The 18,162-nt window shown below is 74.0% G+C and carries 18 protein-coding genes; 14 read left to right on the top strand and 4 right to left on the bottom strand.

Annotated elements, in window-relative coordinates; translation table 11 throughout:
- Nucleotides 1–94: 94 nt before the first annotated feature.
- The 4 genes from ACFZCD_RS21000 (at nt 95) to ACFZCD_RS20985 (ending at nt 3,887) form a co-directional block, all read left to right on the top strand.
- Nucleotides 95–817, top strand: coding sequence for a phosphatase PAP2 family protein (locus ACFZCD_RS21000; protein ID WP_391832953.1), 723 nt, complete (start codon nt 95–97; stop codon nt 815–817).
- Complete coding sequence (locus ACFZCD_RS20995) at nt 814–1,509, top strand: HAD family hydrolase (RefSeq protein WP_391832951.1); 696 nt, start codon at nt 814–816, stop codon at nt 1,507–1,509. Before ACFZCD_RS21000 ends, ACFZCD_RS20995 begins: the two co-directional genes overlap by 4 nt.
- A gap of 169 nt (nt 1,510–1,678) precedes the next feature.
- Nucleotides 1,679–2,296 (top strand): TetR/AcrR family transcriptional regulator, encoded by a 618-nt coding sequence (locus tag ACFZCD_RS20990; protein WP_391832949.1) that lies wholly within the window; start codon nt 1,679–1,681, stop codon nt 2,294–2,296.
- 235 nt (nt 2,297–2,531) lie between these two features.
- Nucleotides 2,532–3,887, top strand: a complete 1,356-nt coding sequence (locus tag ACFZCD_RS20985; RefSeq protein WP_391832947.1) for an FAD-dependent oxidoreductase — start codon at nt 2,532–2,534, stop codon at nt 3,885–3,887.
- Nucleotides 3,888–3,933: 46 nt separating this feature from the next.
- Here ACFZCD_RS20985 and ACFZCD_RS20980 read toward each other — a convergent pair whose 3' ends face one another.
- On the bottom strand, nt 3,934–4,317 hold the full coding sequence (locus ACFZCD_RS20980) for an ArsR/SmtB family transcription factor (protein ID WP_391832945.1): 384 nt from the start codon (nt 4,315–4,317) through the stop codon (nt 3,934–3,936).
- 187 nt (nt 4,318–4,504) lie between these two features.
- Here ACFZCD_RS20980 and ACFZCD_RS20975 point away from each other — a divergent pair, with 187 nt between their 5' ends.
- From ACFZCD_RS20975 to ACFZCD_RS20960, 4 genes are all read left to right on the top strand, one after another.
- Nucleotides 4,505–5,599, top strand: coding sequence for an NADH:flavin oxidoreductase/NADH oxidase (locus ACFZCD_RS20975; RefSeq protein ID WP_391833132.1), 1,095 nt, complete (start codon nt 4,505–4,507; stop codon nt 5,597–5,599).
- 187 nt (nt 5,600–5,786) lie between these two features.
- A complete protein-coding gene (locus ACFZCD_RS20970; RefSeq protein ID WP_391832943.1) occupies nt 5,787–6,464 on the top strand; it encodes a uracil-DNA glycosylase in 678 nt (225 codons plus the stop codon).
- A gap of 163 nt (nt 6,465–6,627) precedes the next feature.
- Nucleotides 6,628–7,698, top strand: coding sequence for an N-acetylglucosamine kinase (locus ACFZCD_RS20965; protein ID WP_391832941.1), 1,071 nt, complete (start codon nt 6,628–6,630; stop codon nt 7,696–7,698).
- A gap of 116 nt (nt 7,699–7,814) precedes the next feature.
- The gene (locus ACFZCD_RS20960) at nt 7,815–8,753 is read left to right on the top strand and encodes a hypothetical protein (protein ID WP_391832939.1); all 939 of its coding nucleotides are present in this window, start codon (nt 7,815–7,817) and stop codon (nt 8,751–8,753) included.
- A 162-nt stretch (nt 8,754–8,915) separates the two neighbouring features.
- Here ACFZCD_RS20960 and ACFZCD_RS20955 read toward each other — a convergent pair whose 3' ends face one another.
- Both ACFZCD_RS20955 and ACFZCD_RS20950 read right to left on the bottom strand, forming a co-directional pair.
- Nucleotides 8,916–9,980, bottom strand: coding sequence for a lactonase family protein (locus ACFZCD_RS20955; protein ID WP_391832937.1), 1,065 nt, complete (start codon nt 9,978–9,980; stop codon nt 8,916–8,918).
- Between the two features lie 63 nt (nt 9,981–10,043).
- Nucleotides 10,044–11,546 carry an FUSC family protein gene (locus ACFZCD_RS20950; protein ID WP_391833130.1) on the bottom strand — a complete coding sequence of 501 codons (1,503 nt, stop codon included), beginning with the start codon at nt 11,544–11,546 and terminating at the stop codon, nt 10,044–10,046.
- A 275-nt stretch (nt 11,547–11,821) separates the two neighbouring features.
- On the opposite strand from ACFZCD_RS20950, the gene ACFZCD_RS20945 reads away from it, so the two are divergent.
- Together ACFZCD_RS20945 and ACFZCD_RS20940 are read left to right on the top strand one after the other, a co-directional pair.
- Nucleotides 11,822–12,304: an Lrp/AsnC family transcriptional regulator gene (locus ACFZCD_RS20945; RefSeq protein ID WP_391832935.1), complete on the top strand. Its 483-nt coding sequence runs from the start codon at nt 11,822–11,824 to the stop codon at nt 12,302–12,304.
- Nucleotides 12,305–12,576: 272 nt separating this feature from the next.
- The gene (locus ACFZCD_RS20940) at nt 12,577–13,497 is read left to right on the top strand and encodes a D-alanyl-D-alanine carboxypeptidase family protein (RefSeq protein ID WP_391832933.1); all 921 of its coding nucleotides are present in this window, start codon (nt 12,577–12,579) and stop codon (nt 13,495–13,497) included.
- 20 nt (nt 13,498–13,517) lie between these two features.
- Here the strand turns inward: ACFZCD_RS20940 and ACFZCD_RS20935 are convergent, their stop codons facing one another.
- Nucleotides 13,518–13,949, bottom strand: coding sequence for a YjbQ family protein (locus ACFZCD_RS20935; RefSeq protein WP_391832931.1), 432 nt, complete (start codon nt 13,947–13,949; stop codon nt 13,518–13,520).
- 64 nt (nt 13,950–14,013) lie between these two features.
- Between ACFZCD_RS20935 and ACFZCD_RS20930 the strand changes: the two genes are divergently transcribed.
- From ACFZCD_RS20930 to ACFZCD_RS20915, 4 genes are all read left to right on the top strand, one after another.
- A complete protein-coding gene (locus ACFZCD_RS20930; protein WP_391832929.1) occupies nt 14,014–15,153 on the top strand; it encodes an NAD(P)-binding domain-containing protein in 1,140 nt (379 codons plus the stop codon).
- A 115-nt stretch (nt 15,154–15,268) separates the two neighbouring features.
- Entirely contained in the window at nt 15,269–16,012 is a 744-nt protein-coding gene (locus ACFZCD_RS20925) for a (Fe-S)-binding protein (RefSeq protein ID WP_391832927.1), read from the top strand.
- The gene (locus ACFZCD_RS20920; RefSeq protein ID WP_391832925.1) at nt 16,009–17,496 is read left to right on the top strand and encodes a lactate utilization protein B; all 1,488 of its coding nucleotides are present in this window, start codon (nt 16,009–16,011) and stop codon (nt 17,494–17,496) included. The genes ACFZCD_RS20925 and ACFZCD_RS20920 overlap by 4 nt, the downstream gene beginning before the upstream one ends.
- Nucleotides 17,493–18,161: a lactate utilization protein C gene (locus ACFZCD_RS20915; protein ID WP_391832923.1), complete on the top strand. Its 669-nt coding sequence runs from the start codon at nt 17,493–17,495 to the stop codon at nt 18,159–18,161. Before ACFZCD_RS20920 ends, ACFZCD_RS20915 begins: the two co-directional genes overlap by 4 nt.
- Nucleotide 18,162: the final 1 nt, after the last annotated feature.

Raw genomic sequence — 18,162 nt, 5'->3', positions numbered from 1 at the left:
GGAGCAGGGGGAGACGTTCTGCCCGGGCACCGGAAATCAGGTCGTCGTACCGGACGGGTAGCCCCGTCGGCGCCCCATGAACGACGATCTCCCCATGCACGCCCCTCCACGCCCTTCGCCCACCCCCTCCCGCTCTCCTGCTCCCGCCTCCTCCGCCCGCACGGTGCCGCTGTGGACCGGAGTCGTCCTTGCGCTCGTGTTCGGTGCGCTGCTCGCCCTGGTGGCCGAGGCGTGGGAGCCTCTCGTCTCCCTCGACCGGCACGTCGCCGACGGGCTGCACCCGGCGGCCGTGGAGCACCACGGCTGGACCCGCTTCGTCCGTGTGCTCTCGGACTGGCTGTGGGACCCCTGGACGATGCGTGCCGCCCTGGCCGTGGCCGTCTTGTGGCTCCTGCGGCGGCGCGACCGGTTGCTGGGCGCATGGATCGCCTGCACGTCGGCCGTGGGCACGGCCCTCCAGCAGGGCATCAAGTCAGCGGTGGGACGGCCCCGGCCGAGCTGGCCGGACCCGGTGGCGACCGCGCACTACGCGGCCTTCCCCTCCGGGCACGCCCTGACGGCGACGGTCACGTGCGGGCTCCTCGTATGGCTGCTGTGGCGGCACGGGGCGCGGGCGGGAGGGCTGTACGCGGCGTTGGCGGCCGGTACGGTGTCGGTGCTCGGGGTCGGCTTCACGCGCCTGTACCTGGGCGTCCACTGGCTGTCGGACGTCGTGGGCGGGTGGCTGCTGGGCGGGGCGCTGGTGGCGGTCTCGGTGGGCTTGTTCGGGATGCTCACGGACAGGCGGGGGCGGACGATGACTGAGGGGGCGTCATGACGGTCAAAGGTGTGCTCTTCGACTTCTCCGGCACGCTGTTCCGGGTCGAGCCGGCCGCGTCCTGGCTGGCTGCGGCGCTGGAGCGGACGGGCGTGCGGATGGACGAGGCCGAAGCGGCCGGGGCCGCCCTCCGGCTGGAGGAGGCGGGCGCGCTCCCGGGCGGCAGGAGTCCGCGCTCCGTGCCGCCGCACCTGGCCGGGGTGTGGGCCGGGCGGGACAAGAGCGCGGAGCAGCACCGTGCCGCGTACACCGGGCTGGCGCGCGAGGTGCCGCTGCCCCGGGCCGAGATCTACGACGCGCTGTACGAGCGCCACAAGGAACCGGCCGCCTGGCGCCCGTACGCCGATGCGGCCGGTGTCCTCGGCGAACTGCGGCAGCACGGTCTGCGAACGGCCGTGGTCAGCAACATCGGCTGGGACCTGCGGCCGGTGTTCCGGGAGCACGGCTTCGACGCATGGGTGGACACCTATGCCCTGTCCTTCGAACACGGGGTGCAGAAGCCCGATGCCCGGCTGTTCCTGGCGGCTTGTCAGGCGCTCGGGCTGGATCCCGCCGAGGTGCTGATGGTGGGGGACGACCGCCGGGCCGACGGGGGCGCCGCCGCGCTGGGCTGTGCGGTGCATCTGGTGGACCATCTGCCGGTCGAGGAGCGGCCCGCGGGCCTGCGGCCGGTGCTCGGCCTGCTCGACTGACGGCCGGGCGACAGGCCCGGTGGACACCCGGCTGCACGCTGGTCTGGGCGGTCCCCCGCGCCGCCCAGGCCAGCCGGTACGCCGGAGTCGTACCACGCCGGGGCGGGCAGGACGGCCGGACACCCCCTGAGTATATTGGCCCGGAGCCAGTCAACGCAGGAGTTACGGAATGTCCCCGCGCAGCGCGTCGGCCAACCAGGAGATGCGCCGTCGTTCCCGCGAGCGGCTGCTGCAGGCGACGGTCGAGCTCGTCGGTGAACGCGGGTACGAGGCGACGACGCTTGCCGACATCGCCGACAGGGCGGGCACGGCACGCGGCCTGGTCTCGTACTACTTCCCCGGCAAACAGCAGTTGCTGCAGTCCGCGGTGCACCGCGTGATGCATCTGGAGCTCGAGGCGGGCCTGGAGCGCGCCCCGTGCGCCCGTGACGGCCGCGAGCGTCTCGCACGCGCGATCGACGCCATTCTGGGACTCGCGCGGGACCGGCCGTTGCTGATGCGCACCCACATGGCCGGAATCCTCCAGGCGGAAGGGTTCATCCAGTGTCCCGAGCAGCAGCGCCTCGCGCGCCTGCTCCACTCCACGGTGGCGGACTACGGCTCCCCCGACCCCGATGCGGACTACCCGCTGCTGCGCGCGCTGCTGATGGGCGCCGTCGTGGCGGTCCTGCTGCCGGGCGCGCCCATGCCGTTCGAGCGCCTGCGCGCGGAGCTGTTCCAGCGCTACGGACTCGACTGGGAACTGGGCGTTCCGCCGGGGCCCGAGCCACCCTCCGCGGGCACCTGATCGCGGCCCCTCCTGCCGCCCGCTCCGGTGCTCTCCGGTCCTGACCGGCCGTGGCCCGCCCTGGCCGGTTCCGTCCGTTCCTGGCCGGTTCTGCTCGGGATCTCGCGCCCCGGCTCCCCCGTCCGGCCCCATGAACCGGCCATGGCCTCGCGCCGCCCTCCCGTTCCCCGCCCCCCGGTGCGATCCTGGAGGGACGTGCGGGACATCTGCGGAGGTCTGCGGAAAGGGGCCCACCGTGCTTCGCGTCGCAGTGGTCGGGTCGGGGCCGAGCGGGGTCTACACCGCCCAGGCCCTGGTGCAGCAGCGGGACGTCCCCGGAGTGACGGTGGACGTGCTCGACCGGCTGCCCTGTCCGTACGGGCTGGTGCGCTACGGAGTCGCCCCCGATCACGAGAAGATCAAGTCGCTGCAGAACAGCCTGCGGGCCGCCATGGAGCACCCGGACATCGCGTTCTTCGGCAACGTGCCGGTGGGGGACGGCCCCCGCGGCCTCGCGCCCCGCAGGCTGCTGGACCTCTATCACGCGGTGGTCTACTGCGTCGGGGCCGCCACCGACCGGCGGCTCGGCATCCCGGGCGAGGACCTGCCCGGCAGCTTCTCGGCGACCGAGTTCGTCTCCTGGTACAGCGCCCATCCGGACGCCGCGCCGGGCGGTTTCGTGCTGGGTGCGCGCTCCGCGGTCGTCATCGGCGTGGGGAACGTGGCCGTCGACGTGGCCCGGGTGCTCGCGCGCGGGGCTGGCGAACTGCACCACACCGATGTGCCGGACGCCGCCCTGAGCGCGCTCGCCGAGAGCCGGGTGACGGATATCCACATGGTGGGCCGGCGCGGCCCGTCCCAGGCGAAGTTCACCACGAAGGAGCTGCGCGAACTGGGTGCGCTCCCGGGCGCGGAGCCGCTCGTACGGGCCGAGGAGGCGGCGCTCGACCCGGCGTGGGCCGATCCCACCGGGCTGCCCGCGGCGGGGCGGCGCAACGTGGAGGTCCTGCACGGCTGGGCCGGGCAGCCGCCGACGGGCCGCCCGCGCCGCATCCACCTGCGGTTCTTCCTGCGCCCCGTCGCGCTGATCGGTGACGACGCGGTCCGGGCGGTGCGCTTCGAGCGGACGGTCCCGGACGGACGCGGCGGCATCGCCGGGACCGGTGTGTTCGAGGAGGTCGAAGCCCAGCTGGTGCTGCGCTCGGTGGGCTACCGCGGGATGCCCGTCGCGGGCCTGCCGTTCGACGCCGAGCTGGGGACCGTGCCGCACGCGGAAGGCCGGGTGCTGCGGGACGGCGTGCCGTCGCCCGGCGAGTACGTGGCGGGGTGGATCAAGCGCGGCCCGACGGGCGTGATCGGCACGAACCGGTCGTGCGCGAAGGAGACGGTGGCGTCCCTTCTCGCCGACGCGGGGGCGCTCGCGGCGCGCAGGCCCGCGTCCGCCGAGGAGGCACACGCAGCCTTGCGGGCAGCGGGGCGGCAGCCCGTGGAGTGGCCGGGCTGGCTGAGCATCGAGGCCGCGGAGGCCGCTCTCGGGCGGCAGCTGGGCCGTGGGCCGGTGAAGATCCCGGACTGGGAGGGGCTGCTGTCCGCGGCGCGCTCCGGCGGCTGACGGCAGAGCAGAAGACCGTGCCGCCCGCCGGTCCGGCGGATTCCCGTCAGGATGCGGTGCCGAGGCGGGATGCCTGCAGGGCGGCCGCCGTGAGGACGGAGTCGAGCAGTCCGGGGAAGACCGCTTCGAGATCGTCGCGGCGCAGGGCGTTCATCTTCGCGGTGCCGCGGTAGATCTGCCGGACGACACCGCTCTCGCGCAGCACGCGGAAGTGGTGGGTCGTCGTCGACTTGCTGACCGGGAGGTCGAAGACCGAGCAGTTCAACTCGCCTTCCTCGGCGGCGAGGTCGCGCACGATCTGCAGGCGCATGGGGTCGGAGAGCGCGTGCAGCACGCCTTCCAGCCGGATGTCCGCACGGTCGGGGTGCGCGAGGGACCGGCCGCTCGGTGACGGCTCTTTCTGCGCTGTCCGCGCTTTCTGCGCCGGCACGGCTGCTCCTCCAGGTTCGCCGGGGATCTCCACGACGCCCTCATCGTACGAGGATCCTCGTAGTTTGACATCCCTCGTACTACGAGAGTTATCGTACAACTGGACCCGCCGCCGGCCCCTGCCGCGAGCGGGACGACGTCGCCTTGAAGCGCACCCGCGCCAGCCACAGGAGCCTGCCGTGACCGCCCTGACCGCACTCTTCAGCCCCTGCACCCTGCGATCGCTCACCATTCCCAACCGCGTCTGGATGGCCCCGATGTGCCAGTACAGCGCCGAGGTCTTCGGGCCGGGTGCGGGCGTCGCGAACGACTGGCACTTCGCGCACTACGCCGCCCGCGCCACCGGCGGGGCGGGCCTGATCCTCGTGGAGGCGACGGCGGTCAGCCCGGAGGGCCGGATCAGCCCGGCCGACCTCGGACTGTGGAACGACACCCAGACGCAGGCCCTCCGCCGCATCACCTCGTTCCTCAAGGAGCACGGCACCGTGCCGGGCATCCAGCTCGGGCACGCCGGCCGCAAGGCGGCCACCGACCGGCCGTGGCGCGGCGGCGAGCCGGTGGGCCCGGACGAGGCCTGGCAGCCGTCCGCGCCCAGCGCCCTGCCGTACGAGGAGGGCCACCCCGTGCCCGACGAGCTGACGGTGGAGCAGATACAGCGGATCGTCGGAGAGTTCGCGGACGCCGCGCGGCGCGCGCTGGCCGCCGGCTTCCAGGTCGTGGAGGTGCACGGCGCCCACGGCTACCTGATCCACGAGTTCCTCTCGCCGCTCAGCAACCGCCGCACCGATGCGTACGGGGGCTCGTTCGAGAACCGGACGCGGTTCGCGCTGGAGGTCGTGGGAGCGGTGCGCGAGGTGTGGCCCGGCGAACTGCCGGTGTTCTTCCGGACGTCGGCGACGGACTGGGTGACGGAGAACCCGGAGGACGGGCGCGACGGCTGGACCACGGGCGACACCATCCGCCTCGCGCGCGAGCTGCGGGCCCGCGGCGTGGATCTGATGGACGTCTCCACGGGCGGCATCACCTCGGGCATCCGCATCCCCACCGGCCCCGGCTACCAGGTGCCGTTCGCCCGGCGGATCCGGGAGGAGGCCGGACTGCCGACCGCCGCGGTCGGCCTCGTCACCGATCCGCAGCAGGCCGAGAAGATCCTCGCCGCGGGCGATGCCGACGCCGTCCTGCTCGGCCGGGAACTGCTCCGCGACCCGTACTGGCCCCACCGCGCGGCCGCCGCCCTCGGCGCCGCGAAGCGCCTGCCCGACCAGTACGGCTGGGCCGTCTGACGCGCCGGGCACGGCGCTTGCCCCCGGGCACACTTACGGCTGAATCCGCCGGGCGGGAACGGGCAGGCGGGCGCGCTGCTCCCCGCCCGGGCTCCGGAGCCCGGGATGTGAGCGCGGTCTCCCCCTCGCGTACGATCCTAGACTTGCGCAACAGCAAGCAGTTTGTTTACAGGGAGGGGCGGCAGCTGTGGCTGCACGACCTTTGCACGAGATCGTCGAACCGGGCTGGGCGAAGGCCCTGGAGCCCGTGGCCGGCCGGATCGCCGCGATGGGCGACTTCCTGCGCGCCGAGATCGCCGCGGGCCGTACGTATCTGCCGTCGGGCGCCAACGTACTGCGCGCCTTCCAGCAGCCGTTCGACGACGTGCGGGTGCTGATCGTCGGGCAGGACCCGTATCCGACGCCGGGTCACGCCGTGGGGCTGAGCTTCTCGGTGGCGCCCGAGGTGCGTCCGCTGCCGGGCAGCCTGGAGAACATATACCGCGAGCTGCACACCGACCTGGGGCTGCCGCGCCCGTCCAACGGAGATCTCACCCCTTGGACCCGGCAGGGCGTCCTGCTGCTCAACAGGGCGCTGACCACCGCCCCGCGCAAGCCTGCCGCGCACCGCGGCAAAGGGTGGGAAGAGGTCACCGAGCAGGCGATCCGGGCGCTGGTCGAGCGGGGGCGGCCGCTGGTGGCGGTCCTGTGGGGGCGCGACGCGCGCAATCTGCGGCCGCTGCTGGGGCAGGTGCCGTCCGTGGAGTCGGCACACCCCTCCCCCATGTCGGCCGACCGCGGCTTCTTCGGCTCGCGGCCGTTCAGCCGGGCCAACGACCTGCTGGTGCGCCAGGGCGCGGCCCCGGTGGACTGGCAGCTTCCGTGACGCCGACGGGGCCTTCGGTGACCCGGAGCGCGCCTTCCATGAGCGTGGCGGCTGCTGCCACGATCGCTCCGGCTGCTGCCGTGGTCCTGTCGGCTGCTGCCTTCGCGCCGGACCTCCGGAGGTCCGGCGGGACCGTGGTGCGACTGCGGCTGCGGCCGGTCCGGTGAGCCCGGCGCCCGCTCACGTCCTGGGCGTCGACTCCGGCGGCTCGGGGATCCGGGTCGCCCTGCGCGCGGTCCCGGCCGACGGCCCGGCCCTGACCTGGTCCTCCTCCGTCCCGGCGACGGTGGGCGAGCAGGGTGTCGACGCCCGGAGCCTTCTGGATCAGGTGCTGCCGGCTGCGCGAAACCTGCTGACGCAGGCCGGGGCACAGCGCTGCGAAGCCGCCTGTGTGGGCGCTGCCGGAATGGTGACGCTCGGTGCCGGTCTGCGCGCCGTGCTGCCCTCCGCGCTGCGCGAGGCCCTCGGAGTGCGCACGCTCGCCCTGGCCGCGGATGCGGTCACGGCGTACGCGGGCGCCCTGGGGCAGCGGCCGGGAGCCGTCGTCGCGGCGGGCACCGGGCTGATCGCGGTGGGCACGGATCTGACCGCGGAGGGCGGCTGGCGGCGCGCCGACGGCTGGGGTCACCTGCTCGGCGACTGCGGGAGCGGCGCCTGGATCGGCCGCGCAGGGCTGGAGGCGGCGATGCGGGCGTACGACGGGCGGGCCGGCGGTTCTCCTGCCCTGCTGGAGCGGCTGCAGGCGGTCTTCGGGCCGCCGCCGGAGCTGCCCGCCGCCCTGTACCCCCGGGCGGACCGGCCCGCGGTCCTCGCCTCGTTCGCTCCGGAGGTCGGCCGGTGCGCTCCGGCCGACCCGGTGGCCGCCGGGATCCTCCGTCGTGCGGCACGGCACATCGCCGAGGCGGCTGCCGCCGTCTGCCCTGCGCCCCGGTCCGGCCGGGAACGCCCCCCTGCCGGAACCGGCCGGCAGGCAGGTGTGGCGGATACGGCCGGTGCCGTGTACGCGGACGGCGTCGGCGCAGGCTACGAGGTGGCCCTGACGGGAGGCCTCCTCCGCCTGGGCGCTCCCTTGCTGGACCCCCTGCGCGAAGAGTTGCAATTGCAACTCCCTCGTGCGCGGCCGGTCACGGCGGCGGGAGAGCCGCTGGACGGCGCGTTGTGCGTGGCCGAAGCCCTGCTGACGGACAGTCTGCTGCTGCCGGCCGATCCGCCGATGCTCCGGATCGTTTGCTGAACAAGTCCGCAGGCTTCTGCGATGAGCGTATTTTTGGGCGAATAAATCCGGACAGACGCCACCGAGCCGCCCCCACCCGAACGGCCCAGTCCCCCGAACGACTAACATGCGGCGCCATGAGCTCCCCCACAGGGCCCGCGCCTGGCCTGCCTGTACGAATGCCGCGACCCCGTCAGCCCGGACGGCACCGGCGGCCGGAGCCGGCGGCCGCCCCCGCCGGTGCGCCGCCGCTGGTTCTCGCCGTTCCGGGGCTCCCCGACACGGCGACGCGCCTCCTCGCCGAGGAGGTCCTCAGCATCGCGCGCTCCGAGCTCCCGGGCCTGGACGCCCGCATCGGCTACGTGGACGCCGACGGGGCCACCGAGGGCTACCCCTCCCTGGAGTCCGTCCTCGCCTACGCCGCCGCTCAGCGCGCCGCTCGCGCGAGCGAAGCCCGCGAAGCCGGTGCCGAGGACGGTGCCGCCGACGCCTGGGACCAGTGGCCCCCGGCCATCGTCGTGCCGCTCCTGGCCGGCCCGGACAACGCTCTCCTGCGCCGCATCCGCCAGTCCGTCATGAGCAGCGGTTCCGCCGCCGAGCTGACCGACGCGCTCGGCCCGCACCCGCTGCTCGCCGAGGCCCTGCACGTGCGCCTGTCGGAGGCCGGGCTGGCCCGCGCCGACCGCGCCCGACTGTTCACAGTCGCAACGGCGGCGGACGGGATCATCCTGGCGACGGTCGGTGGCGAGGAGGCCGTGCAGGCCGCCGGGATCAGCGGCATGCTGCTCTCCGCCCGCCTCGCCGTGCCGGTCCTCACGGCCGCGCTCGACATCGAGGGCGACATCGCGCGCGCCGCCGACCAGCTGCGCGGCTCCGGCTCGCGGAACCTGGCGCTCGCCCCGGGCCTCATCGGCCCGGAGATCGCCGAGGGGCTCGCGGACGCCGCCGCAAAGGAGGCGGACTGTGCGGCTGCCGCGCCGCTCGGCGCCTACCCGGCGATCGGCAAGCTCGTCCTGGCCAAGTACGCGGAGGTCCTGGGCATATCCGTGCAGCCGGCCCAGGTTCCGGCGCACTGACCGCCTCGGGCGGCCGCCGTCTTCGCTGACCGTGTCTCCGTACGGGGCCTGCGACCAGACCGTGCCGTGACTGTCTGACCGTACGACCCGTCCGTTTCCCGGAAGAGGGGCTCCCGCACCGCGGAGAGCCCCTCTCCGCATGTGGGGCCCGTGCCACCGGGTTCAGCCGAAGATCACGCAGGACGCCGCCGGCACCGCCGCCGAGCCCGCGAACGCCGGTATGCCGCTGTCCGGGTCCACGGCGAACCAGGTCACGTCGCCCGACCGCTCGTTGGCCGCGTACAGGTACCGGCCCGACGGGTGCAGGGTCAGATCGCGCGGCCATACGCCCCCGCAGCCGACCACGTGGCGCAGCCCCGCCACGTCGCCCGCCGCGTCGAGGGCCAGGACCGAGATGCTGTCGTGGCCGCGGTTGGCCACCCACAGGAACCGCCCGTCGGCGGAGACCACGGGCTCGGACGGGTACGTGGGGACGCCCTCGCCCGGCGGCAGGACGCGCGTCTCGCCGAGCGGCTCCAGTGCCCCGTCCGCACTGCTCCAGCGGCAGACCGTGACGGTCGGCGTCAGCTCGTTCAGCACGTAGACGCGGTCGGCCTGGGGGGCGAACGCCAGGTGCCGCGGACCCGTACCGGAACGGAGCGGGGTCTCGCCGTGCGGGCGCGGCAGGCCCGTCACCGGGTCGAGGGCGTACGTCCACACCGAGTCCGTACCGAGGTCCACGGCGAGGAGCATGCTGCCGGACGGGTCGGGCACGACGGCGTGGGCGTGCGGGCCCTTCTGCCGGTCCGCGACCGGGCCGCTGCCCCGGTGGGCCAGGACGGCCGCAGGAGTGCCGAGGCCGCCGCCCCTGCGGACCGGCAAGGCGCTGACGCTGCCGGAGCCGTAGTTGGCGGTGAACACATGGGTGCCCGTGACGGCCAGGTGTGTGGGTCCGTCGCCCCGCACGGGCACGGGCTCGCCGAGCGGCTCGGGCCGCACGGGGTCGGCGAGGGAGAAGGCCGCGACGGCGCCCTCGTCGGTCTCGCTCACCGCGTACAGCACGTCGCCACCGGGCGAGAGCGCGAGGAACGAGGGGTTCACGAGCGCGTCAGTGGAGCCCAGGAGCTTCAGCGCGCCCGTGCGGGCGTCGGCCTCGGCGACCGTGATGCCCGGGCCGCCGGCTTCCGTGAACGACCCGATGTACGCGAGCCGCCCTCGCTGTCCGGCTTGCCCGCCGTCGACCGTCATGCCGCCCTCCCCGCCCCGAAGACTGTGATCCCGACGCTACACGGAGGCACCGGCACAACGGGGTCAGGCCTCCGCGAACACTCCGCGAGCGCCGCCGCGCAGCGGCGTGGCCAGCGACGACAGCGCCTCTTCGAGATCGCGCAGATGGGCCAGTGCGGCCTCGGCACCGGGGTGGTGGTGCGGCGCGGCACCGGGCAGCACCGCGGCCGGCTGGGTCTGGCCGCCGGGCGCGACGAGACCGAGCAGCGCCGATTCGACGCGCTGGCAGGCGGCCGTGAGGCGGGCGTCGTGCGAGGCGTCCGGGTCGGCGGCTACGGCCGCGAGGCCGCGCGCCTGCCGGGCGCAGTCGTCGAGGAGCACCATGACCTGCCGTGCGCGCTCCTTGCGGGCGCGCAGCGGGCTCAGGGGGTGCAGCAGGGGGGCCAGGGAGACCCGTACCTTGCCGAGGAGCAGTTCGAGCTCGGCCACGTGCGGTGCGGGGTCCGCGGACGCGTCGCCGGCCAGCCGCCGTGCCGAGTCCGCCGTGCAGTGCCGTACGGCAAGCAGGGCGCGCTGGATCCAGGCGTCCGTGGCGGCGTGGGTGGTGACGGGCAGGACGACGGCGACGGCGATGGCGGCCCCGGCGGCGCCGACGAGCGTCTGCTCGAAGCGCAGGGCGAGCAGGCCGGGGTGCAGGACGCCGAGAAGCCCGTACAGCAGTCCGGCCATGACGGTCACGAAGAACATCATCCAGCTGTACGACGGGGCCGCGGTGTAGAAGATCCCGAAGACGCAGAGGGCGACGAGGACGACGGTGGGCACGGGCGCGCCGTGCAGCGGGACGGCGACGAGGAGCCCGGCGGCGATGCCGGCCAGGGTGCCCACGACGCGGCGGAAGCCGCGGACGAGGGTCTCGCCGCGCGAGGCGGTGTTGACGAAGATCCACCAGGCGGTGCCGACGGCCCAGTACCAGCGCTGGTCCGAGACCAGCTGGCCGACGCCGAGCGCCAGCGCGCAGGCGAACGTGTTCTGCAAGGCCAGCCGCGTGGTGGGGCGCGCGAGACCGCGCCCGGTGAGCGGGGCGGGGCCGGCGGGCGGCGGGGTGCGGCGCTCGATGCACCACAGCCCGAAGCGCACGAGGCCGCTGGCCGAGAGGGCCATGGTCACGGCCGCGTAGAGGTGCGGGAGCTGGGCGGGGACGGCATGCAGGAACTGCGTGGCGAAGAACATCATGAAGCCGAAGATCCCGAGGGCCTGTCCCCGCGCTCCCCAGCGCCGGGCGTAGACCCCGCAGAACACCACCGCGAGGAACGCCGCGTCGCGCAGCAGGGGCGCGCCGTGCAGGGCGGCCGCCAGCGCGAGCACGGGGAACCCGACGACGGGCAGCAGGGCCGTGGTGACCACCTGCCGGCCGGGCGTCGCGTCGCCGACGGTGAACATCGCGAGCAGCGCCGCGAGGCCGCCCGCGATGGAGGCGGGCAGCGGCAGGCCGGACAGCTGCACGACGGTGACGGCGAAGCCCACGCCGATGACGGCGCGGACGGCGGTCCGCAGCCGCAGGCGGCCCGGATCCGGAGCCACGAAGATCCTCTTCAGAGGTACCGCCCCCTTCTCGCCGGGTTCTCCCCGAGCGGGACGCGCGCGCCCGCGCGCGTACGGATGGTTTACGGATGGTTCTCGGCATGACAAAGGCGCTGCGGGGGCCCGGTACGGCTTCCTTGCCGCCCGGCGCAGCCAGCGCAACGCCATCGATGAGTAGAGGAAAACATCTGTGGTCCCATTGGCTCAACAGCAGGCGTGCCGACTGGGCCATTGGTACAGTTACCGGCCGGAAACCCGGACCACGAGGAGGCCGTTGGCTCATGGCCGTGGACGCGCTGGACGCAAAGATCCTCCGCCTGCTGGTGGAGCAGCCCCGGACGAGCGTGCGCGAGTACGCGCGCGTGCTGGGCATCGCCCGCGGCACGCTGCAGGCCAGGCTGGACCGGCTGGAGCGCGAGGGCGTGATCACCGGTACGGGGCCGCGCCTGTCGCCCGCCGCCCTGGGCCACCCCGTCCTGGCGTTCGTGCACATCGAGGTCACCCAGGGGCACCTGGACACGGTCGCCGAAGCGCTCGCAGAGGTCCCCGAGATCATGGAGGCCTTCTCGATCACCGGGGGCGGCGATCTGATGGCCCGGGTGGTCGCGCGCGACGCGGCACATCTGGAGGACGTGATCCAGGTGCTGGTGCAGACGCCGGGCGTGGTCCGCACCCGGACGGAGATGGTGCTGCGCGAGCGGGTGCCGTACCGGGTGCTGCCCCTGGTGGACGCCGTGGGGCGCGCGGCGCAGCGGGGTGCCTGAGCGGCCCGCGGAGCCCGTCCGCAGCAGGCCGGCCCGGAGGCGTTCCACCCCTGCCGGAGGCCGTCGGCGACCCGTCCTTCGCGTCGGCCGGGCTGCTTTTCAGCGGCGGCCAGACGGAGTTCGTCGGCCGCTTCGCCTACGAGCGGTTCACCGGCGGTAACTGAGGCGCCCCCAGGTTCTCGCCGCTGGGGAACTGGTGCGATCATCGGCTCGCTCAGCATTGCGGGTGAGGTGACTCACCCGGGCTCAACACGCGAGAAACAGAGGCATATATGGAGCGATCCGGAAGACCGGTCAGCCGCTGGGGCGCGGCCGCGGTCGCATCGGCCGCTGCGGTCGCCGTCGTGCTCCCGGCGACGACCGCCGAGGCCGCGAGCGGCCCGTCGGTCAGCGCGAAGGGCGCGTTCCTGCTCGACGGCGGCAAGAACCGCCAGCTGTGGGGCAAGGACGCCGACACCAAGCGGCAGATGGCCAGCACCACCAAGGTGATGACCGCGGTGACCGTCCTGGACACCAAGGGCGTGGACCTCGACAAGAAGGTCACCATCAAGCAGTCGTACCGCGACTACGTGGCCCGCCAGGGCGCGAGCACGGCCGATCTGCGCACGGGCGACAAGATGACCGTGCGGCAGCTGCTGTACGGCCTGATGCTGCCTTCGGGGTGCGACGCCGCGTACGCGCTCGCGGACACCTTCGGCAGCGGCGGCACCGAGGCCGCGCGGACGGCGTCGTTCATCGGCCGGATGAACAAGAAGGCCGCCGAACTCGGCATGAAGAACACCAAGTACGACTCCTTCGACGGCATATCGCGGGCGGGGAACAACTACACGACCCCGCGCGACTCGGCGCAGCTGGCCCGTCACGCGCTGGGCAACAGCACGTTCAGGACGGTCGTCAAGACGCCGGCGACCCGCCAGAAGGCGGCGAACGTCAACCGCACGTACTACTGGGACAACACCAACAAGCTGCTCGGCTCGTACAAGGGCGCCATCGGCATCAAGACCGGCACCGGCACGTCGGCCGGCGCCTGCCTGGTGTTCGCCGCCGAGCGGAGCGGCCGGACGGTGGTCGGCGTCATCCTCAACGACGGCGCCGACCGCTACCCGGACGCCGTGAAGATGCTGGACTGGGCCTACCGGAGCAAGACCAGCGTGAAGCTGCGCCGGCTGCCGGAGTCGGCGCAGAAGGACTGACGGCCCGGCGGGCCCGGCGCTCAGCCGAGGAACGTCAGCCGCACCTGGCGGTCCGGATTGTCCTTGTTGGTGTCGACCAGGCACACCGACTGCCAGGTGCCCAGCTCCAGCCGCCCGCCGATGACCGGAAGGGTCGCGTGCGGGGGCACGAGAGCGGGCAGCACGTGGTCGCGCCCGTGGCCGCGGCTGCCGTGGCGGTGGCGCCAGCGGTCGTCGGCGGGGAGCAGGTCCTGCAGGGCGGCCAGCAGGTCGTCGTCGCTGCCGGAACCGGTCTCCAGCACGGCCACGCCGGCCGTGGCGTGCGGGACGAAGACGTTGAGCAGCCCGTCGCGGCCGGCGGCCGCCTCGCGCAGGAACGCCTCGCAGTCGTGCGTGAGGTCGTAGACCGTCTCCGCGGAACCGGTGGCGATGTCGAGGACGTGAGTGCGGAAGGTGCCATGGGTGTCTGCCATGGCTCCATTTTCGTACGAGTTCGTACGGGGGAAGAGATCTCCCCTCTCCCAGGTTAGTAGAACCATGAACAATCCTGGGGTGCGTGACGCAGGGGTGCGCGAGACGGAGGTCGTGGTGATCGGCGCCGGGCAGGCGGGGCTGTCGGCCGCCTACCACCTGCGCCGCGCGGGGTACGAGCCGGACCGCGACTTCGTCGTCCTGGACCACTCCCCCGGCCCGGGCGGAGCCTGGCAGTTCCGCTGGCCCTCGCTCACCTACGGCAAGGTGCACGGCATGCACGCCCTGCCGGGCATGGAGCTGACCGGCGCCGACGGGTCCCGGCCGTCGTCCGCCGTGATCGGCGGCTATTTCGCCGAGTACGAGCACGCCTTCGGCCTGCGGGTGCACCGGCCGGTCGACGTGGGCGCGGTGCGGGACGGGCGGGGCGGACGGCTGACCGTCGAGAGCTCCGAGGGGCCGTGGTCGGCGCGGGCCCTGATCAATGCGACCGGCACCTGGGATCGCCCCTTCTGGCCCCGCTACCCCGGCCAGGAGACCTTCCGCGGCCGCCAGCTGCACACGGCGCAGTACCCCGGCCCGCAGGCCTTCGCCGGGCAGCGCGTGGTGGTCGTCGGCGGCGGTACCTCGGCGGTGCAGCACCTGCTGGAGATCGCCGAGGTCGCGGCCGCCACGACGTGGGTGACCCGCAGGCCTCCGGTCTTCCGCGAGGGCCCCTTCGACGAGGAGTGGGGCCGCTCGGCGGTCGCCCGCGTGGAGGAGCGGGTCCGGCAGGGGCTGCCGCCGCAGAGCGTCGTCTCGGTGACCGGGCTGCCGATGACCGAGGCCATGCAACGGGCGCGGGCGGCCGGCGTCCTCGTCCCCCGGCCCGTGTTCGACCGCGTGACCCCCACCGGAGTGGCCTGGGCCGACGGAAGCACCGCCGACGCGGACGTGATTCTTTGGGCCACCGGCTTCCGGGCGGCCGTGGACCACCTCGCCCCGCTGAAGCTGCGCGAGCCCGGCGGCGGCATCCGCCTGGACGGCACGCGCGCGGCCCGCGACCCGCGCGTGCACCTCGTCGGCTACGGGCCGTCGGCGAGCACCATCGGAGCCAACCGGGCGGGCCGTGCGGCCGTGCGGGAGATCCGCGCCCTGCTCGGCCCTCCGCGGTCCGGCTCGTCACAGCCCGGTCCTTCACAGCCGCCGGTCCCTGCGGCAGTATGAGGCGCTCCGGATGATCACGCCGGGAACGCCGGTGACGGGGACGGCTCCGCGGTGACCGCCGCCGCCCGGCGAGCAAGGCCGAGCGACGACAAGCGAGGACGAGCGAGGAGGGGCCATGCGCGTGGGCCTGTTCGTGACCTGTGTCAACGACATGCTCTATCCGCGCACCGGCCGGGCGGTCGTCACCCTCCTCGAACGGCTCGGTGTCCGCGTGGACTTCCCCGCGGAGCAGAGCTGCTGCGGCCAGCCGCTGTTCAACACCGGCTACCGGCACGGCACCGAACCGCTGCTGCGCCGCTACGCCGCCGCCTTCCGCGACCACGACTACATCGTCACTCCTTCCGGATCCTGCGCGGCCATGGTCCGCGACAACTACCCGCGGATCGCGGCCAAAGCGGCCGCGGAAGGGCGTGCCGGCGCGGTCCCCGGAGCCGTGGCCGAGGCGGTGTCCAGGACCTACGAGCTCACGGAGTTCCTGGTCGACGTCCTGGGGGTGACCGACGTGGGCGCCTACTACCCGCACGCCGTCACCTACCACCCCACCTGTCACGGGCTGCGGGTCCTCGGACTCGGGGACCGGCCGCGCCGGCTCCTGGAGCACGTGGAGGGCCTGGAACTGCGGGAGCTGCCCGGAGCGGAGGAGTGCTGCGGCTTCGGCGGCACGTTCGCCGTCAAGAACCCGGCGGTCTCCTCCGCAATGGGCTCCGACAAGGCCCGGGCCGTCACGGCGACCGGCGCCCGCGCCGTGTGCACGGTCGACAACTCCTGCCTCATGCACATCGGCGGAATCCTCACCCGGGAGGGCTCGCCCGTCCGTCCCGTGCACATCGCCGAGATCCTGGCCAGTGGTGCCCGGTGACCGGAACCTACCTGGGGATGCCCTCCTTCCCGCGCGCCGCCGGCGTCTCGACCCGGGACGGCCGGCTCCGAGCCAACCTCCGGCGCGCCACGCACACCATCCGCGCCAAGCGCGACCGCGCCGTCGCGGAACTGGACGACTGGGCGCAGCTCCGGGCCGCCGGGGCCGCGGTCAAGGACCGGACCCTGCGCCATCTCGACCACTACCTCGTGCAGCTCGAGGAGGCCGTGACCCGGGCGGGCGGAACGGTCCACTGGGCGGCCGACGCCGCCGAGGCCAACCGGATCGTCACCGGTCTGGTGCTGGCCACCGGCGAACGCGAGGTGGTCAAGGTCAAGTCGATGGCCACCCAGGAAACCGGGCTCAACGACGCCCTCGCCGCGGCCGGTGTCCGGGCGTACGAGACGGACCTCGCCGAGCTGATCGTGCAGCTCGGCGACGATCTGCCCTCGCACATCCTGGTGCCCGCCATCCACCGCAACCGCACCGAGATCCGGGACGTCTTCCGCAGCCGTATGGCGGACTGGGGCCTGCCCGCGCCGGAGGGGCTGACCGACCGGCCCGCCGACCTCGCCGAGGCCGCCAGGCTGCACCTGCGGGAGAAGTTCCTGCGGGCCAAAGTGGCCGTGTCAGGGGCCAACTTCGCGGTGGCGGAGACCGGCACCCTGGTCGTGGTCGAGTCCGAGGGCAACGGCCGTATGTGCCTCACCCTTCCCGAGACCCTGATCTCGGTGGTCGGCATCGAGAAGGTCGTGCCCACCTGGCGCGACCTGGAGATCTTCCTCCAGCTGCTGCCGCGCTCGTCGACGGCGGAGCGCATGAACCCGTACACCTCGATGTGGACGGGCACCACCGACGGCGACGGCCCGCGCGCCTTCCATCTGGTACTCCTCGACAACGGCCGCACCGACACGCTCGCGGACGACATCGGCCGCGCGGCCCTGCGCTGCATCCGCTGCTCGGCCTGCCTGAACGTCTGCCCCGTGTACGAGCGGGCCGGGGGCCACGCGTACGGGTCGCCGTATCCGGGGCCCATCGGGGCCATCCTCACGCCGCAGCTCCGTGGTCTCGCCTCGCCCTTGGAGGAGTCGCTCCCGTACGCCTCCTCCCTGTGCGGCGCCTGCTTCGACGCCTGCCCGGTGGCCATCGACATTCCCGGAATCCTCGTCCATCTGCGGGAGAGGGTGGCGGAAGGCGGTCCGGCGACGGTCCGCGGCACCCGCACCCTCATCAGGCCCGCGAAGCGGCACACCGCCGAGCGCGCCGTCATGCGTGCGGCGGGCTGGGCCTTCGACCATCCCCGTGCGCTGCGCCGGGGGCAGCGGCTGCTCGCCCGGACGCGCGGGCTGCACCCCCGGCGGCTGCCCGGCCCGGGCCGGGCCTGGTCGGACACCCGTGATCTGCCGGAGGTGCCGGCCGAGTCGTTCCGCGACTGGTGGGCCCGGACCCGCGGCGGACCGAGCCAGGGAGGAGGCGGCTCATGACCGGTGGCTCCAGCAGGGAACGCGTCCTCGGCCGGGTGCGGCGCGCGCTGGCGGACGTGCCGCCGCGGGAGCAGCCGGCCGATCAGCCCGTGCCGCGCGACTACGCGGAGAAGCACGGCGAGCGCTCGCATGAGGCGACCGTCGGTCTCCTCGCGGAGAACCTGGCGGACTACCGCGCGCTCGTCCACCGCGTGGACGCGACGGGCCTGCCCGTCCTCCTCGCCCGCCTGCTCCGCGAACACGGTGCCCGCAGGGTCGCCGTACCGGCCGGGCTGCCGGCCGGCTGGCTCGCCGATGTGCCCGCCGAACTCGCGGCCGACTCCCCTGAGCTGACGGCCCGCGAGCTCGACTCCGTCGACAGCGTCGTGACCGGCTGCGCACTGGCGATCGCCGAGACGGGGACGGTCGTGCTCGACGCGGGCCCGGATCAGGGGAGCCGCCGGCTCACCCTCGTGCCCGACCATCACATCTGCGTGGTGCGGACCGGCGACCAGGTCGTGGACTCCGTGCCCCAGGCCGTCCGGCGGCTGTCCCCGGCCCGGCCTCTGACCTGGATTTCGGGCCCGTCGGCGACGAGCGACATCGAACTGGAGCGGGTCGAGGGCGTGCACGGGCCGCGCACCCTGGAGGTGGTCCTCGTGACAGGCGATCCGCGCATGCTGTGAG

Source organism: Streptomyces sp. NPDC008001 (assembly GCF_042958085.1).
Taxonomy (GTDB): Bacteria; Actinomycetota; Actinomycetes; order Streptomycetales; family Streptomycetaceae; genus Streptomyces.
The sequence above is the reverse complement of the archived record's forward strand: the minus strand, read 5'-3'. Positions and strand labels throughout refer to the sequence as shown.

Coding starts and splice junctions, on each gene's coding strand:
- ACFZCD_RS21000 (WP_391832953.1), top strand. CDS start 95: ATGCACGCCCCTCCACGCCCTTCGCCCACCCCCTCCCGCTCTCCTGCT.
- ACFZCD_RS20995 (WP_391832951.1), top strand. CDS start 814: ATGACGGTCAAAGGTGTGCTCTTCGACTTCTCCGGCACGCTGTTCCGG.
- ACFZCD_RS20990 (WP_391832949.1), top strand. CDS start 1,679: ATGTCCCCGCGCAGCGCGTCGGCCAACCAGGAGATGCGCCGTCGTTCC.
- ACFZCD_RS20960 (WP_391832939.1), top strand. CDS start 7,815: ATGAGCTCCCCCACAGGGCCCGCGCCTGGCCTGCCTGTACGAATGCCG.
- ACFZCD_RS20955 (WP_391832937.1), bottom strand. CDS start 9,980: ATGACGGTCGACGGCGGGCAAGCCGGACAGCGAGGGCGGCTCGCGTAC.
- ACFZCD_RS20945 (WP_391832935.1), top strand. CDS start 11,822: ATGGCCGTGGACGCGCTGGACGCAAAGATCCTCCGCCTGCTGGTGGAG.
- ACFZCD_RS20940 (WP_391832933.1), top strand. CDS start 12,577: ATGGAGCGATCCGGAAGACCGGTCAGCCGCTGGGGCGCGGCCGCGGTC.
- ACFZCD_RS20935 (WP_391832931.1), bottom strand. CDS start 13,949: ATGGCAGACACCCATGGCACCTTCCGCACTCACGTCCTCGACATCGCC.
- ACFZCD_RS20930 (WP_391832929.1), top strand. CDS start 14,014: ATGAACAATCCTGGGGTGCGTGACGCAGGGGTGCGCGAGACGGAGGTC.
- ACFZCD_RS20925 (WP_391832927.1), top strand. CDS start 15,269: ATGCGCGTGGGCCTGTTCGTGACCTGTGTCAACGACATGCTCTATCCG.
- ACFZCD_RS20915 (WP_391832923.1), top strand. CDS start 17,493: ATGACCGGTGGCTCCAGCAGGGAACGCGTCCTCGGCCGGGTGCGGCGC.